The 16590-nt window shown below is 71.7% G+C and carries 16 protein-coding genes; 2 read left to right on the plus strand and 14 right to left on the minus strand.

The window, feature by feature from the left end:
* Positions 1-26 precede the first annotated feature (26 nt).
* The 4 genes from MMB17_RS09130 to MMB17_RS09145 form a co-directional block, all read right to left on the minus strand.
* The gene (locus tag MMB17_RS09130) at positions 27-659 is read right to left on the minus strand and encodes a 7-cyano-7-deazaguanine synthase (protein ID WP_012454404.1); all 633 of its coding nucleotides are present in this window, start codon (positions 657-659) and stop codon (positions 27-29) included.
* Entirely contained in the window at positions 656-1678 is a 1023-nt protein-coding gene (locus tag MMB17_RS09135) for a PfkB family carbohydrate kinase (RefSeq protein ID WP_238255313.1), read from the minus strand. The genes MMB17_RS09130 and MMB17_RS09135 overlap by 4 nt, the downstream gene beginning before the upstream one ends.
* A gap of 161 nt (positions 1679-1839) precedes the next feature.
* Positions 1840-2184, minus strand: a complete 345-nt coding sequence (locus tag MMB17_RS09140) for a hypothetical protein (protein WP_009866860.1) — start codon at positions 2182-2184, stop codon at positions 1840-1842.
* Between the two features lie 119 nt (positions 2185-2303).
* Positions 2304-3038: an 8-oxoguanine DNA glycosylase gene (locus tag MMB17_RS09145; protein WP_009866859.1), complete on the minus strand. Its 735-nt coding sequence runs from the start codon at positions 3036-3038 to the stop codon at positions 2304-2306.
* 51 nt (positions 3039-3089) lie between these two features.
* Between MMB17_RS09145 and MMB17_RS09150 the strand changes: the two genes are divergently transcribed.
* Positions 3090-3434, plus strand: a complete 345-nt coding sequence (locus MMB17_RS09150) for a helix-turn-helix domain-containing protein (protein ID WP_009866858.1) — start codon at positions 3090-3092, stop codon at positions 3432-3434.
* Between the two features lie 432 nt (positions 3435-3866).
* Here the strand turns inward: MMB17_RS09150 and MMB17_RS09155 are convergent, their stop codons facing one another.
* The 10 genes from MMB17_RS09155 to MMB17_RS09190 form a co-directional block, all read right to left on the minus strand.
* The gene (locus tag MMB17_RS09155; RefSeq protein WP_131801295.1) at positions 3867-4265 is read right to left on the minus strand and encodes a hypothetical protein; all 399 of its coding nucleotides are present in this window, start codon (positions 4263-4265) and stop codon (positions 3867-3869) included.
* A gap of 395 nt (positions 4266-4660) precedes the next feature.
* On the minus strand, positions 4661-5506 hold the full coding sequence (locus tag MMB17_RS09160; RefSeq protein ID WP_012454408.1) for a nucleotidyltransferase family protein: 846 nt from the start codon (positions 5504-5506) through the stop codon (positions 4661-4663).
* Positions 5499-6944 carry a dGTP triphosphohydrolase gene (gene dgt / locus MMB17_RS09165; protein ID WP_012454409.1) on the minus strand — a complete coding sequence of 482 codons (1446 nt, stop codon included), beginning with the start codon at positions 6942-6944 and terminating at the stop codon, positions 5499-5501. The genes MMB17_RS09160 and dgt overlap by 8 nt, the downstream gene beginning before the upstream one ends.
* 479 nt (positions 6945-7423) lie before the next feature.
* On the minus strand, positions 7424-7945 hold the full coding sequence (locus MMB17_RS09170) for a hypothetical protein (protein ID WP_012454410.1): 522 nt from the start codon (positions 7943-7945) through the stop codon (positions 7424-7426).
* 1 nt (position 7946) lies between these two features.
* Positions 7947-8213, minus strand: a complete 267-nt coding sequence (locus MMB17_RS25385) for a zinc ribbon domain-containing protein (protein ID WP_353890196.1) — start codon at positions 8211-8213, stop codon at positions 7947-7949.
* Positions 8149-8445 (minus strand): hypothetical protein, encoded by a 297-nt coding sequence (locus MMB17_RS25390; RefSeq protein WP_353890197.1) that lies wholly within the window; start codon positions 8443-8445, stop codon positions 8149-8151. The genes MMB17_RS25385 and MMB17_RS25390 overlap by 65 nt, the downstream gene beginning before the upstream one ends.
* Positions 8446-8497: 52 nt before the next feature.
* On the minus strand, positions 8498-9751 hold the full coding sequence (locus tag MMB17_RS09175) for a hypothetical protein (protein WP_158022282.1): 1254 nt from the start codon (positions 9749-9751) through the stop codon (positions 8498-8500).
* Positions 9752-10988: 1237 nt separating this feature from the next.
* Positions 10989-11723, minus strand: coding sequence for a hypothetical protein (locus MMB17_RS09180; protein ID WP_009866585.1), 735 nt, complete (start codon positions 11721-11723; stop codon positions 10989-10991).
* A gap of 100 nt (positions 11724-11823) precedes the next feature.
* Positions 11824-11997, minus strand: a complete 174-nt coding sequence (locus MMB17_RS09185; RefSeq protein ID WP_009866584.1) for a hypothetical protein — start codon at positions 11995-11997, stop codon at positions 11824-11826.
* Between the two features lie 589 nt (positions 11998-12586).
* Entirely contained in the window at positions 12587-13036 is a 450-nt protein-coding gene (locus tag MMB17_RS09190; RefSeq protein WP_066920372.1) for a hypothetical protein, read from the minus strand.
* A 737-nt stretch (positions 13037-13773) separates the two neighbouring features.
* Here MMB17_RS09190 and MMB17_RS09195 point away from each other — a divergent pair.
* Complete coding sequence (locus MMB17_RS09195) at positions 13774-16344, plus strand: sensor domain-containing phosphodiesterase (RefSeq protein ID WP_241101786.1); 2571 nt, start codon at positions 13774-13776, stop codon at positions 16342-16344.
* Positions 16345-16590: the final 246 nt, after the last annotated feature.

Below are 16590 nucleotides of genomic sequence, written 5' to 3' on the forward strand. Positions count from 1 at the left end.
CGGCCCGGGGGTCCTCCCGACATGACTCAACCTCCCGTCGCCGCGGACGCCCGGGCCGCGGTGCCGGCGCGGGCCCGGCCGCCATCGATGCGCGCCAGCGTTTCCTGGTGCTTCTCGCAGCCACGGCACCGACCGCAGGCGTATTCCATGACATGGCAGGAGAAGGTGGCACCCAGGAGTGAACGGGGGATCCCCGACCGCCTGACAAGCTCCAGGGCCGAAAGGTGGCGCGCGGGGGCCATGACCCGGACGCCTCCCTCCTGCAGGTGCATCAGCCGGTCGACGGTCCGCAGGAAGGGAGCGCGACCGTCGGCATGAACATCCGTCCTGATCGCCCCGAGCAGGATCTCGGTCAGTCCCTCGGCCACGAACCGCATGCCGGCGAGCGTCACCAGCATCTGGTTGCGGTAAGGCCACCACTCGGGCGCGCGCGCCAGATCCGAGGCCGCGCGCCCCGCGAGCGGGCCAAGGCCAAGGGCCGACAGGTCGACCCGCGCGATCTCGTGGCGAAGTCCCAGCTCGCGCGCGACCGAGTCCGCCGCGGCGATCTCGCCCTTGGCCGGCCTCTGTCCGTAATCGACCGTGAGGCAGACGTCCGGCCTCTGCCAGGCGGCGATGGCCGCCGAGTCGAGGCCGCCCGAGAGCAGGAGCGCCCTCATTCCATGGCGGCCCAGGCCGCCTGGTAGAGCGCGGATGTGAGGTCGCGAGCGACCCGGCAGCCGGTGCCGACGAGCATCGTCAGGTTCGGGTCGTCGAGGCGCTCGGCAAGGACGACGACGGGCTTGCCGCGGGCGCGCGCGTACCCGACCTCGAACAGGGTGCCCGGATCGGCGCCGTCGAGCAGCGCGAGCAGCGCGGCGCAGCGGTCCAGGCCTTCGAGATCGGCAGCCGCGGTTTCCTGGGCCGGACGGCCCGTACCGACCTCGTGCAAGGGGGAGAACACCGGCGCGCCCAGTGCCTGGAGCCGTTCGAGCGCCTCCTCGACGAGCCAACGCTGCGCGAGATCGAAGAAGGGTCCCGCCAGGTAGATCAGGCCCGGACGCCGGCCAGCGGGCAGGGCAGACTGGGACGCGAGCTCGGCGGCGGGGGGCAGGGGCAGCGCGTGGTAGTCGACGAAGTGCGCGACGCTGCGTGAGGCCAGGTCCGCGGCGTCGACGGCGTCCAGCCCGCGCTCGCCCCAATGGTGCGCGAAGGCCGCGCTGAACACGTCGCCCGACCCGATCTTGAACACGCGCTCCGAGCGGTATGCCGGGATGTCGGCCGGCATGCCCCCGACCCGGAACACGCGCGCGCCCTCGCACCCGCGCTTGACGACGACGATCTCGGCGTCGTGCGCGGCGAGAAGCGCGGTGCCCACGTCGTCGCCCGCCGCGCCGGTCGCGGCCTCTGCCTCGCCCTGGTTCAGCACGACGGCGAGCCGCTCGGCCCGGGAGCCATTAGCGCGGAAGGGGCTCGCCGCATGGCCGGTCTGCGGATCGTGGACGGCGCGCCGCGCGGAGACGACGGCGTCGCCTTCCACGAAGCCGAACCGAAGCACCACGTCGCCGGACACGGTCAGGACAGGTTGCGCAGCGGGTACGGCCGGTTCGAGCAACGCGGGCGAGAGGGGATGGAAGTAGGAGAACGAGATTCTCTCGTCGATGGGTTGGACGGTCGCGCCCACACCGAACGCGTGCATCGAGCTCCGGACGTCCGAGACCCACCCCCGGTGGGCATAGGTATGGAGTTCGGTTCCGGGCGAGAGCCGGCCGACCGATGCGGCGGCCCGCCCTCCGGACCCGAAGAGGCGCCTCCAACGCGGGACGGCACAAACTTCCAGGTAGCAGCCGCCGGCGACGATCAACGCGTCACCCGCTCGACCAAGACGCGACAGCGGGTGCGATCGACCTCGATGACGCGGGCCTCGTACAGATGTCCGGCGCGCAGGCAGCCGAGGAGTTGGTCCAAGCCCTCCATGCCCGCGAGCGAGCCGACGATGTCGGCCGCGGGCCGCGTGCGGCACACGGCCGTCTCGAAGGGATCCTCCCGGTGCAAGGTCACGTCGAGGACGTCCCGCTCGCGGACCGTCACCACCGCAGGGGCCCGCACCCCCGTCAGGTCGGTGTCGTAGCGCAGGTTGCAAGGGTCCGCGCCCCCACCGAGCCCTGCCCCACCGCCCTGGCCCTCCCGCCCCGAAGGCGACACGGGTGACGACGTACCCGGCCCCAGACGCGGGCCCCTGCGTGTGCTGGACTTGCTACCGCCTGACATCGCGATCCCTGGGCGCGAACCTAGACGACAGTGGCCTCTTTTCCCGGCCGCCGTCAAACAGGGCCCCGGCCGATATTCCTCATCGCCCGCCACATCACCGCGTCGAGCAGGGACGGCCTGGCGCCGAGCGCCCCGCAGAACTCCAGGAAGCGCCGCTCCAGCGCCTCGTAGTCGCGCGGCACCCGCATCGACCGGTCGAAGAGGCCGATCAGGAGACCGGCCCGGATGATGTGGATATCCAGGATCGCAACCTCGTCGCTGCCCAGCCAGTTGCGCGTGATCCAGGATGCGGTCTTCGGCCCGATGCCCGGAATCCGCATGAGGTGGCGCCGGAATGCCAAGGCGTCGTCGGTCGGCGGCGGGTCATCCTCGATCATCCCCAACGCGACCGCGAGCCGGCGGGCCCGCTGGTGCGGGAACCGGTAGCGGACCGGGCGGCCGCCGAGCAGGACCGGCTGCAGCAGGAGAGCTTCGAGATCCCCCTCGGCCGGGCGGCGTCCCGGCACGAACACGCCGGCCTCCATCAACCGGTCGTGAACCGCATGGTTGACCTCAGCCGTGATGCCGTAGCCGCCGAGCAGGCAAAACCCGACCTCCTCCTGCAGGGACCCGTCGCGGTTGACGAACCCGTCGGACTGCTCGCTGGCGCGGCTGACCATGTCCGCCCAGAACGCGGCACTCGGCACCCACTCGGGCCGCCCCCAGCGCACCCCGGGCACGATCTCGGCATCTGGATCAGGCGGCGAACGCCGTGCAGCCGTCGGGCCGCCGTCCGCTTCGAGCAGCATAGTCGTGATTCCCCTTGACGCCGTCCCCGAATATTCATTTTCATTCAAAGCATGAGGGGACGCAAGATCGGATCAGGCGGCGAGCGCGCCGCCATCGCGGCGGCGCTGGAACGAGCCCGGCGCGAGGACGGCCTGAGCCAGGAGGCGCTCGCCCGCACGCTGGGCTCCAGCCAGGCCAACATTTCCAAGCTCTTGCGCGGTCAGCAGAGGCCCCGCCCGGAGCTAGAGGCGTCGATACGGTCCTATCTCGCCGCGCGGCCCGCGGGCGTCGCCCACCCGTCGGAAGCGTGGACGCGGCGTCTCCTCGCGGCCTGTGAACGCTCGCCGGCCTTCCGCGACGTGATCGACGCGGCGCTGCTGCTTGTGAATGAAAATGAATACTCTGACCGAGCTTGACGGCGATCCAGGGCTTTTGGCGTTCACGACGGACCACGCTCCAGGGTCGTCCGGTGCGGTCAACGGCCGTTTGCGGGCGGCCGTGCCTGGTCTGCAGCCGGGCGGCGAGCGCCGACGTGTCGGCCTCCGGCGCGGCTCCGAGCACGCGGCGTTACGCACCTATGCCGCCCCGGGAAAGCGGCGCCGGCCCGGCTGCTGAACCGGCTTCGGGCCAGTGCGAGAGGAACGCCGCCAGAGCTTCGGCGCAGAGCCGTGCAGGCCGCGTTTCGGCGTCGGTCCCCGGCCCTCCGGTCCACCGGGGCTCGCGGCCGGCACGAAGCCATACCCGGCCCACACGCGGCCGACGACGTCCGCACGAACGGTCGCTTGCCGGGCCCGACCGCCGTCACGCCGGCGACGGAAGTGCGCCGGCCACGCGGACGGTGCGGGCACTCAGTCCCGGCCCAGGAAGTCCGCGGGAACGACAATCAACCGGTCTGTCGAGGGCATGAGCTGCGCGTCCTGCGTCGGCCGTGCCGAACGGGCCCGAAGCAAGGTCGAGGGCATGACCTGCGCATCGCGCGTCGGACGCGTGCTCCAGACGGTGCCATGCGCCACCGCGGCCACGGCGAAGGTCGCGACCGAGCAGGCGAGCGTGCGCGGCACGGCCAACCTGCACGCGCTCGCCGCAGCCGTTTCCGCGGCCGGCAACAGCGCGCGTCCGATCGGCGCGACCGCCTCCGTCGACGAGACCACGCAGCGCAAGGAGACCACGCGCTCGAAACTCAGGCGTGCTCTCTCCATCGCGCCGCGCTCATACGGCCCATCTTCGTTCTGGCGGTGGGTTCGCACGTCATCCCTGGCCGACCCGGAGGAGCCCGCCGGGAACAACCCCGGAAGCGTCCGTCAGGCTCCCTGCAGCGTCCGAGCCCACGGCCTTGATCGAGTTGGACCCACGAGCGCGGCGACAGGCCCGCGCCCTTCTTCCTCGTCGCGGCGTCGTACCCCGTCGGCCGGTCCTCTCCGAGGACGTTCCGGTCCGGGAAACGCGCCGCCACACGGCCATGCTCGCACGCGGCCACCATGCCTTGCGGCCCGCCGCGCGCTGCCATGGGGCGATTGACGCTTAACCTCGGTCCGGTGACCAGGGGTGGCGGCGTCCACCTCAGCGCAAGGCCGGTTCCATGGATAGGGCCCGGCAACTCGCGAGGCGCATCAGCCTCGAACGCGGGAGCACGCGGGCCGGATCAGGATGATCCGGGACACCTCAACCGCCCCGGCGCCGGCCACGGAACATGGGAACGGTCGGGGCAGCCATGCCGGTTCGCCCGGTCCCGCTCGCCCCGCCCGGGCGCCTCACCACCCGCACCCGGGTGCCGCGCGGCGGCCGTGGCTCCCAGGCCGTCGGGCAGCGGGCGCAGGCCTGCGAGGATGCGTGACAGGCGTGATGCGAGGTCCCCATCGAGGCAGCCCGCGTGCCCCTTGGCCATCCTGCGGAGATACCTCTCCAAGCCGGGCCCGACGGCCTGCCGATGTTCGAGGAGGATCCGTAACGCGCGGGCCACGACCCCGTGCGGGTTCGGGTTCTCCTCCAGGTTGGTGTCGACGATGGCGTCGCGCAGCCAGGCGGTGAAACGCGGTCCGTGGTGAACCCGGCGGGAGCCGCACAGGTAAAGCACGGCGTCGCAGTCGAAGAAGGTGGTGTGCACCAGGTCGGTCAGGTGGGCGGCCTGCACGTGCCCGGACTGGACCGCCCAGGTGGAGGGTAGGGCCCAGACGTCGTACGAGTGGCGGCGCCCGGCGATGCGGTAGCCGCCGAAGCGGTTCCGAACGGCCGCGCCGTCCCGCATCAGCTCCGCCAAGCGCTCCGGCGGCGCGTGCACGACCAGGTCCACGTCCGATGCGAAGGCCGCAGCCCCGCCCCGGGCGATATCCCGGGCCATGCCGCCGAAGATCGCAACCTCGCCCACCTGCCCGAGATGGCCGATCAGATCCGCGATCTCGGGGCCCCCGCGAGCCTCGTCCGCCAGGAACGCCTGCATCCGCCGGCACAGCTCAGCGCCGTCGCGGACGGGGGAGCCAAGGTCAGCCATGGTGCCGCCTCAGGTCGTCGCGCAGGGACACCGCGAACGTGTCGGTCATACCCGAGATCATGTCGGTGACGAGCTGCAGTTCGCGGTAGCGCATCGGCATCGCGTTCCCGGGCGACTCGGCCACGCGCCGGTAGTTCTCCGAGATCCGGGAATACACGTAGGCCGGCAACGCCTCGCGGTCGGAGCGCAGGTCGTCCGGATCCTTGCGCTCGATGATGGCCTTCCAGAACATGTCCATGAGCTCGTGAACGGTCCGGTGCCCGTCGAGCTCGACTTCGAGGACGCTGCGGTGGCGGTAGACGTGAAACTTGGCGAAGCGCTTCAACGAGGTCCACAGCACGACCGCCTCGGAGGCCGCCATCAGCTCCCTGTCGAACGCGCCGGCCATGATGGCATCCCGGTTCGCCACGAACGCCCCAACCGCGGCCCGCACCATCTTCCCGATGGCGTCCACGCGGAACATCTGCATCGAGATGTCGTCGAGTTCCCCGGGCGACAATCCCGCGTCCCGGAACTCGGCGTGGCTGCGCTCGGCCCGCTCGCAGACGTCGAGCGTCAACTCGTCGTCGCACGCGTCGTGACGCAGCCAAGCCATGAGCACGTTGAAGTTGATCAGCTTCTTCTTGGCCGCGTCCTCGACGTCCACCACCGAGTAGGCGATGTCGTCGCAAGCCTCCATCACGAAGGTCAGGGGATGGCGGACGCCCTCCCGCAAGCCGGTCTCGGCCCAGACCTCGGCGGCGATCTCGGCCTCCGACTGGAAGAAGTTGAACTTCTTCCTTGCCTGGGAGGTCTTGTCGACCGCGTCCGACGGCACGGGATACTTCATCAGGGCCGCCAGGAAGGCATAGGTCATGTTCAGGCCGAAGTCGTCGTTCAGGATCTGCAATCGCGTCAGCAGCCTGAACGCCTGCGCGTTGCCCTCGAATTTCAGGAAATCACGGCGCATCGGCTCGCTCAGGTCCGGCGCGTCGAAGATGTCGAACGAGGCCGGGTCATCCTTGCGCGGCACGGAGTGCCGCTTCACCCAGGTTTGGATCGCGGTCTCGCCCTGATGTCCGAACGGCGGATTGCCGAGGTCGTGGGCGAGCCCGATGGCCTCCAGGAGGGCGGGCACGTTGCGCAGGGGCTCGACCTCCCCGGGGAAACCCAGCGCCCCGCCGTGCACGAAGGCGAGGGTGGTTCCCATGCTCCGCGCCATGTTCGCCACCTCGTGGCTGTGGGTTAGCCGGGTGCGGACGCTGTCGTTGCGTTCCAACGGGAAGACCTGCGTCTTGTCCTGGAGGCGCCGCACCGGGGTCGAGAACAGGATACGGTCGTGGTCACGTTCGTGCTCGGTCCGGTCCTCGCCCAGCCGCGCCGTGTAGGCTCTGCCTGCGGCCTTTCCCTTGCGCCGCTGCGCGTTGAGGAGGCGTCTCCAGTCGAGTTGATCGGCCATCCTTCGATCCCGTTGCGGCGAGGACGCCCGGTCCATCGCCCACCCACAACACCGTGCGCCCCGGTCTACGTTCCGGCCCTCCGACGCGTCACGCCAGGATCCTGCGGTTGTCCACGGATTCCGTTCGGTACGGTGCCGCTCGCGCCAGCAAGACACTAGGGCAGGCGCTCCAAGATTGGAACATAGAGAGAACGAAATCGGTGTTGGCCGGCCCATCCGGAGGTCCCTGCCTCGCCCCGTCCCCACCGAACCCGGAGGGGCGGCTCATGCCGGAGATCTGCCCGACCGGCGTGTCCTGCTCAAAGCCCTGGGCCGTCCCGTACCGGAGGCGGCGCGCGGTCGCGCGTCGCTTGCATCGCCACCTGTGGCCCGCCGGCTGTCACTCCCGGTGCGCGGACACAGCGGCCCCCGCCCCGGCGGCACATGGATGGCGGGCCGGGCGAGGGGGCACGAGCGGGCCGGGCGATCCGCCGTGGCTCTCATGCTGGTCCCGGGCGTTCCTGTGCCTCGGGATCCGGGCCTCCCGCGCCCGGCGCCGTCACAGCTACGGCGACCGCAGCACCGACGATGGCGCCTCCCAGGGCCGCCGCCGCCAATGCCGCAGGTGCCGGCGGCCGACCCTTAACCGCCTCAGCCAGGATGGACTTCGCCTGGGCCTCGCTCTCACGCACGGCGAGCATCAGCTTGGGACCGAACTTGAGGACCGATCCGGCACCCTCGTGGTGGATGGCGGGGCTCGGCGGCTCGACCTCGCGGACCCGTTCGGCGCTGACCATCATCTCGATGGCGCCCTCGGGAGGGGTCAGCCGAGCCATGGCGGCCCCGGCTGCGGCGAACTTCGCGGCCAGGGACGCCACCGTTTCCACGGAATAGATCCGGTCACCCGTGATGCGGAGCATCACCGCATCCTTGAACTCGTGGTCAAAGGCCTGCCGCATCCAGAGCAGCTCGTCCGGAGCGATAGACTCGACATCGCCACCCGGCATCCTGACGATCACCATGTCAGCTCCCCCTGGCATCTAAGCTCGACAACACCCTAACATCTTCCCCGCCGTGAACGACGGGGATTTTCGGGAACCGCGAGGTCCCCTCCAGTCGACAGCGCGCTTGGCTCCCGCGGCTCCTCGCATCCACGACGCCGCACGCGGCGCAGGTCTGGCTCGTGAACCGAGCCGGAACGGTCGCGACCTGACCGCCTCTCTCCTCAATCTTGTAGCTCAGGATCGTCGCGAACTGATGCCAGCGCGCGTTCAGGATGGCGCCGTTCAGCCCTGCCTTCTGCCGGACGTTGCGGCCCGGCTCCTCGGCCGACGCCGAAGCGGCGGGCGACGCCCAGGGCCTCGCGATGGTGGAAGTCGCGCCGGATGCGGGCCTGCCGCGCCTGCAGGCGCGCGACGCGAACTTGGGCCCGGCGGCGTCGGTTCGAGCCGCGCTTGCGACGCGAGACGACCTTCTGCGCCTTCCACTTCCGCGCCTCGATCCGCCCCAGGCTCTCGGGCAGCGTCGTTCGCTGGCCGGTCGAGAGCGCGAGCGTGGTGGTGGCACCACGCCGCTCAGGGCAGGGGGCCGGTTCCCGGGTCGGGCACGGCCGACCGCGTCATGAAGAACCGCTCCTTTCCCTCCGCCCACGCGAAGCCGACGCGCGCCAGTTCGGCAACCGGTGGGCCACCGTCGTCCGCGGCGAACCTCAGGGTCACCCCCAACGCGTCTGCGGCCTCGACGAGCCAGTCCGCGAATTCTTCCGGAAGCCGGCCACCGGCGCGGCAGGCGATCACGAGCTGGTCCTCCGCATAGGCATCGAGCACGAAGCCGTCGCCACCGTCCCGTTGCAGGATGTGGCGCATCAGGCGGAAGGAGGCGGTGTCGAGTTCCGGCGGAACATGAGCGTCGAGACACGCGTCCACCTCGGCCCAGGTGGGCTGGTCGACCCGGTGGCCCGGTCCGACGAGATCCTCCGCCCTGTGCCGCATCGAGCCGACCTGAAGGTCGAAGCAGGTGGCGACCGCAAACCGGACCCCGTGCCGCGTCAGGACCGCCCGAGCCCGCCCGCACAGGTCGCCGCTGCGGTCGACGGCGATCTCCGTGACCTCCAGCCCGGGATGGCGCCGCAGCACGGTTTCCAGCGCCGCTCCGAAGCCGCCCCAGATATCGCCCTGCAGCCCGTCGAGCAGGCGACGGCGCCAGGGTGGCCCCGCCAAGCCCCGCTTCCTCGGACCGCCGACCGGGGGTGACCGCAGGACCGGCGCGGCTCGGGCGAACGCGGCGCTCCGGACCGCTCCGAGCTCCGCCTCGAAGACGGCGTCCGCCAGGCGCAGCACGAGGGGCGCGAGCGCCTTCCTCGCCGCTTTGCGGAACTCATGGGCGGCCGACCGCACCTGACGGGCACGCGTGTCGTCGCGTGCGCCCGAATTGTACCCGACCGCTCGCGAGCGGCCCGCACCCTGGGCGAAGGTCCGGGCTTCGAGGGCCTCGACCGCGCGCATCAGGATCGGGAGCGCTTCCAGGAAGCGGACGGCGCCGTCGAGGTGCTCCCGCGCCGTGGTGTGCTCCGGGACCTCGCCCGCGATCTGTCTCACCGCCGCGAGGAGGCCGGAGACGTCCCGTGGGTCCCGCAGTTGCGGCAGGGCGGAGGAGGCGGCGCGATGGAGTGGGTTGCGCGTCCTCGCGAGCGGCACGACGACCCCGTCGAGCCACGTTTGCCTGAGGTGCTTGCGCAACCCGACGTCCAGGCCGTGCAGCTTGGACCGCAGGATGCCTCCCGCTCGGCTGGCGGTGAGAAGGTTGTCCAGCAACACGTTCAGGATCATGCCCGATTCGGGCGGACAAACCGCGACGACGGCCCGCATCGCCCGCCGGATTTCCCCTTCCGGGACGGAGGGCATGCCGGCGGCAGAAGCGTCGGGCGCGTTCGAGGCATACGGGACGTGGCCGGAAGGAGACATGCGAGCACCGGAGGGTTGGGACGGAGCCGCGCCGCCGGGGATCGGGCACCCCAGCGGGGCCCGCCGGGACCGCCGCTTGCGAGTGGCGCCGGCCCGAATCGACAGAGTGCTGCTCCGCCCGGGAGCACGCGTTGATCGTCCGGGCGGTCGTGAAAGGGACAAGCTGCGACCCGCCACCCCGATCTTCGGCCAGGAGTCCGCGAGGGGAGAGGCGCGTGCCAAGCCAGACCTGGCCCGGGCAGCCACAGGATTGCGCAGCTCTCAGGCCCAGCCCCAGTCCGGCGAAGCTCGGGGAGGGCGGTGACGTGGACCGGGAGTCGACCGGGGTCTGAACCCTCCGCGTGTCTCACAGCCGCCCGGAACCCGCGACCTGTATCAGGGCTCTGCTTGGGGGGGAGCCCACGGTCGAGCATGGCGCGGCGCCCGGCGGGTTCGTCGGCCAGCTGGCCCTCCGAAGCACGCACCGGTCGGCCACCGGCCCGCGCCTCCTCCTTGTCGGGCGAGCGGAAGCCGGCGGGTCCTTCCGGGCCCGCGGCGTAAGCGAGGAGGGTACCTGGGCCGGAGGCTGGGTGGCGGATTGCGCGGGCCGGCTCGCGCCGACTTGGTCGGAGGGGCCCGAGCCGCGACCGATGTTGACCGGACCCGTACCCCGCCTGGCGGAGGTGTCATGGCTCGGCGAAGGCGCCCAGGTCACGGACCGTGACCCGTGCCCGGGCCGCCCAAGGCGGGCACGTGCATCTCGACGAGCAGACGAGGCGCCGGGCGTTTCGCATCATCGACCGGCCGGGGGCTGGGACGGGCCCGGCGGGGCCGCGGTCGCGCCGGTGGCGGGCGGTGCATGGCTGCCACGAGGAGGGCGACGCTCGTGCACGCCTTCTCACGGCCCTGGTTTCCTCGACATTGACGCCTTCAGGCAGCTCGCCGGTTGCGTCATGCGAGCGGCCTGCCCCCGACGGCTGGCGCCCCGAGGCGAGGGCATGCCGCGGCCCCGTATCCGGGGGCCGCGGAGCAGGGACACCGGCCCCTGAATCGGGGGCGCTTGGCTCTCCGGGTCGGACGCTCGGGCCCGACGAGCGCCGGCGGGTCCAGGGCCCTGCCGGGCCTAGCGGCGGCCGGCCGCCATCCGGCCAACCAGGTTCCGGCCGGCCTTGCCCCGCAACGTCCAGGCGTGGGCCCGTGACGCTCCCGGCGGGACGGCGGGCGGCGCGGTCCGCACCGCGTCCACGTCACGACCGCGCGGGGACGCGTAGCAGGCGGCGATCCAGGCATGCACCGCGCCGACGAGCGCCGCCATGGTGACGGCGCTTCGCCCTTGACCGTCGCGACAGGACCCGGACCGGCCCAACAGGGCGTTGAGGTGCGCTTGTCCCGGCAGTGCACGTGCGGGCCGGTGCAGGACCTGGATCCCCATCCGCCACGCGGCCTCGTGGAAGCCCGTGTCATGGTACCCGACGGCGTGGTCCACCACGATGACTTCCGGCACGCCCAGGCACGGCCAGACGGCACCGAGCCCGCCTGCCGTGCCCGAGCCGTCACCGAACAGCCCGAGGACATCGACCGGCCGGCGCCGCGCCGCGTCGAGGGCCGCGGCGACGACCAGGCCCGTGCTCTCGTCGCGGGCCAGCGTCATGTGGACGACATCGAGGCCGAGGTCCGCGACGCGAACGGCGAGGGCTGCCTGGCTGATGCCTACGCACGCCAGCGCACGCGGGGAGGGGGCGCTCACGGGCACGCACCGGCCGTGCGCGTCCGGCGGCACCTGGCGGCACGATGCTGCCCGGGCGGCATCGTCGAGGGAGGGGGAGGAGGTGGTCGTTTCCTGGTCACGGATCTTCATCGGGGAACTCCGGCATGACGGCCGCAAGGGCGGCCCGTCGCTGGACAGGGGGCTCCCCCGGCCGGAGCCGAGGGAGGGGAGCGCACCGCGGTGCGGACGCTCAGCGGTCGGCGTCGTCGGCGTCGGAGGGGCCCCGCCCGTCGAAGTCGGCGGCCCGGCGGCCCAGGGCACGCGCGACGTCGCCGTCCCACCGGTCGAAGTCGGGGTCGAGGAAGGCGGCGGTGACGGGGTCGTCGTCGGCGCCGGTGAGGCCACCGAAATCCAGGTCGTCCATGGGTCTTGTCCTCTCGCAGGCGAAGGGACCGGGCCCGCATGCCGTGAGGGCGGCGGGTCCTCGGCGATGGTCGCCAACGGGATCCAGGACGGGCGCAACGAGACGCTTGCGCAGGCGCGCAGGTGCGGCTAGGGTACGACTGTCGATCCGCGGGGCCTGGCAGCCTCCCGGAGGAACCCGTTGGCCTTGGCTGGCCGATCCCGAACCCTAGGGTGCGGGATGCCTGACACTCGCGGCAGCTGCGACACTGAGAGGCGAGTTCAGGGTAAAGCGCGCGGCCCATGGGCCGCGCGTTTCTTTTTGCCCGTCCGAGACCTGGGGTCCCGGGTCGGCCCGAACCAAGGGCGGGCCACGAGCCCGTGCCCGCCCGACCGGCCGGTCAGCCGCCGGAGCATGCGGGCGAGAGGTCAACGCCCGCTTGAGGTGACTGGCCGCCATGCACGCCTCCATCATCCAAGTCGAATAGTACCATGTTCCGGCAAGTTTTTACACCTGCGGTGTAGCTTGCCTGGACTGACTTTTCCCGGTTGGTTAAGGTTCAGGCACCCGCCCGCCCCGACTTCTCCGGCCGCCGTCATCTGGTGCCTACTTACGCCGGAGGCAGCGCGTACCACCGGCGAGCAAGCTCATCGTGGCGGACCAGGCCCAGGCGCTTCAAACGCGTCTTCGCCTTCTCGGAAGCGTCCTTGCTCATCTTGGCGTCTCGGACGGCATCGTTCAGCTCGGTCCCGGACAGGCCGGCCTCTCCAGCCCGCTCCAGCGCCTCCACGATCACCGTGGCCGCACGACCTAGGACCACGGAAGGCGCCCCCGTCCGCACGGGCTTCGCCGGAGTAGGGGGCGAGGTCGGCGTCACGGGCGAGGGCATCGGGACAGGCTCCGTCCCCGCCTTTGCCAACAGCTCCTCCATGCGCTCCTTCTGAAGGTAGAGGACCGCCAGACGCGACGCGGTCGAGCGCAGGAACCTGTTCTGCTCCTCGACGACCTTATCGATCTCCTCCTCGATGCGCCTGACGGCGGAGCGAAGGTCGTTGAACATGGTGTGCTCCCCTGGCCTGAAGCCGCGCAGCCCTGGGCGAAGCTGCAGGCCAGGGCATCCATGGCCATGGCCATGGCCATGGCCATAGCTACGGCACCCGGCGGCGGACGGCAAGCATTTCGGACCATGGCCCGCTAGCGAATGGCGGTAAGGTTAAACAAGCCTTTCACCGGATGCGTATCGCCCTCTAGAGCCATCTCGGCCGCGCCTCGGCGCGCCACCCGGATGGACACCGGGCCGGACGCGGTCGCCCGTTCCGACGCGACGCCGCTGGAGCCCAGGGCCAGGTGCCGGTGCGGAGCCTCCCCCGCGGCAGCGCTCGCTCGCGGTCATTGCGCCGAACACGGCCATGGCGCCGTCGGGAACCGGCGCCGATGCAGCTCGGCCCTGGTGTAAACCGGCCATGGCCAGGCCCCCGCTGGACCATGCGTGGGTCAGCCGGCCGAGGCCGCGCGGCTCAGACAGCGGCCCCCGCAAGTCGCGTGTCGCGACCGTTTCAAGGGAAGGCCGGCCAGGGGGCGCGGCATGCCGCGCGAGCCCACCGCCCCGGCCCACAAGACGCCGGCGCCCTGTCCATGGCCAGTCTAGCGAGGCGGCCGGGCCAGAATGCCTGCCCAGAACCCCCCGTAGGTATGCCTTAACGGTTGACGCCGATACGTTCGCTTGAACGGCGGCGCAGCGAGCCGCCCGCCCCTCCCGATGAAGGCCGGTCGAACGGCCGGGCACTGGACGAGCGCATGATCCCGCCTGCCGATCACGAGGCCGAACGCCTGACGGCCCTGCGCAGCCTCGGCATCCTCGGTTCGCCGCCCGATCCCGATCTCGACGCCATCTGCCGCCTCGCCGCCGAGATGCTCGGCACGCCGACCGTGGCCGTCTCCCTCGTCGACGCGGAACGGCAGTGGTTCGTGGCGGGCGTCGGGACCTTCGCGGTCAGCACAGCCCGGAATGCCGCCTTCTGCAACCACGCCATCCGGTCAGACGACATCCTCGTGGTCGAGGATGCCGGCCTGGACCCGCGCTTCGCGGGCAACCCGCTCGTCACCGGCGCGCCCGGCATCCGGTTCTACGCCGGCGCGCCCCTCAGCCTGAAGCACGGCCTGCGGCTCGGCACCCTCTGCCTCATCGACACGCAGCCGCGGGCGCTGGATGATGCGCGGAGGCGCCGGCTCCGCGACTTCGCCGCCCTCGCCGTCTCGCACCTTCGCCTGCAGGAGACGAAGGTCGCCCTGCAGGCGCGCGAGAACGAACTGCACCGGGCAAACCGCGACCTCGGCCTGGCGGAGCGTTGGGCCAAGATCGGCCACTGGCGCATCGCGTTCCCCAGCGAGCGCATCACGTGGTCGGACGGGATGTACCCCATCTTCGGCCGTCCACCCGGGGCCGGGGCGCCGACGAAGCAAGCGGTGCTCGACACGTTCCATCCGGAGGACCGAGAAGATGTGCGCGTCCGCCTTGAGCGGACCGCCATGGGAGGTGAGGCCTACGAGCATCGTCCGCGCTTCGTTCGTACGGACGGCGAGATCCGCGTCGTGCTGGCCCACGCGGTCGCCGAGCGGGACGCCGCGGGCGAGGTCGTCGGGCTGTTCGGCGCCTGCATGGACGTGACCGACCTCGTCCGGGTCGAGGACGACCTGCGCGCGACCTCGGCGCTGCTCCGCGCAACCTTGGAGCACATGGACCAGGGCCTCCTTATGGTGGACGCCGCACGGCGTGTCCGCGTGCACAACCGGCGCGCGCTTGAGCTTCTCGACCTGCCGGGGGAGCTCCTGCGCGGCGAGCCGAGTTTCGAGGCGGTGCGGCGCCATCAGGTCGCCCGCGGCGAGACGGCGGACCCGGCCGAGGCGCTGCCTCCTTCGGGACGGGAGCAGGCGAGGGAGGCCGACAGCCGGATCCACGAGCGGGAGCGCCCGGAGGGGACCGTCCTTGAGGTCCGTACGGTGCCGCTCGAAGGCGGCGGGATGGTGCGCACCTACACGGACATCACCGCGCGTAAGCGGGCCGAGGCCCAGATCGCCCACATGGCGCACCACGACGCGCTGACCGGCCTCGCGAACCGGACCCGCTTCCGCGAGTGCCTCGACCGACGGCTCGCAGAAGTCGGCCACCACGACGCGACGTGCGCCGTGCTCTGCCTGGATCTCGACCGCTTCAAGGCGGTGAACGACACGCTCGGCCACCCGGCCGGCGACGCGCTGCTACGGTCCGTCGCTGCCCGGATGCGCGACCGCCTACGGGAGGGGGACGTCCTGGCGCGGCTCGGCGGGGACGAGTTCGCCGTGCTGACCGCTCCCGTCGCCAACCCGGGGCAGGGCGCCGCCGTGGCCGCGCGCCTGGTCGAGGCCCTTCAGGCGCCGTTCCGCATCGAGGGACACGAGATCACGGTCGGGGCCAGCATCGGGATCGCGCTCGCGCCAGAGCACGGCCGGGACGGCGACACGCTGTTCAAGAACGCCGACCTCGCGCTTTACGCGGCCAAGGACTCGGGCCGCGACGGGTACCGGTTCTATCACCCTGCGATGGGTCAGGCCGCGAGCGGCCGGCAGCGGCTGGAGCTCGACCTGCGCGGGGCGCTCGCGCGGGACCAGTTCGAGCTGCACTACCAGCCCGTGGTCGACGCGCGCTCGCTGGCGATCACCGGGTTCGAGGCGCTGATCCGCTGGACGCACCCGACCCGAGGCCGCGTCCCGCCGGACGCCTTCATACCGGTGGCCGAGGAAACGGGGCTCATCGTGCCGGTCGGCGAGTGGGTGCTCCGCAACGCCTGCGAGGAGGCGGCGCGATGGCCGGGAGACATGCGCCTGGCCGTCAACGTCTCGGCCGTCCAGCTGATGCGGCCCGGCCTGGTCGAGGGCGTCGTCGCGACGCTGGCCGCCACCGGCCTGCACGCCGGTCGCCTGGAGTTGGAGATCACCGAGACCGCGCTCCTGCGGGACAACCCCGCGGTCCTGGCCTTCCTGCACGAGTTGCGAGGCCTCGGCGTGCGCTTCGCGCTCGACGACTTCGGCACAGGATACTCTTCGCTGAGTTACCTGCGGAGGTTCCCGCTCGACCGGATCAAGATCGACCGCTCCTTCGTCGAGGCGGTGGACGATCCGGGCACGGCAGCCATCGTCGGGGCCATCGCCGGCCTAGGGGCCTCCCTCGGCGCTGCGGTCACGGCCGAGGGCGTCGAGACGGAGCGGCAGCTCCACGCGGTGCGGCTGTCCGGCTGCGGCGAGGCGCAGGGATACCTGTTCGGCAAACCCCTGCCCGCGGCCGAGGCCACCGCCTTCCTGCGCCGGAAGGCCGGGACGAAGGCCGCATGACCCGGGCAGCCCTGGGACCGCTGCGGGCGGGGCAGGTCACGATGCGGACCGCCCTGGCCTGCGCGCCGCGGATGATCCGGCGGATGCCGCGCAGCTAGCTTGGCGGTAGGCGACACGGCCGCTTAAGATTCGTTGCGGTACGCTCGATTCGGCGAACGTCCGTCACGTTCGTCGCCGCCGTCGCAGGGTCGGATACCCGGCCGGCACTTCGCGGTTACCAAGACAGCGGAGGCGGTCGGAGGCGCC

The sequence above is a fragment of the Methylobacterium organophilum genome (assembly GCF_022533465.1).
Classification (GTDB): domain Bacteria; phylum Pseudomonadota; class Alphaproteobacteria; order Rhizobiales; family Beijerinckiaceae; genus Methylobacterium; species Methylobacterium organophilum.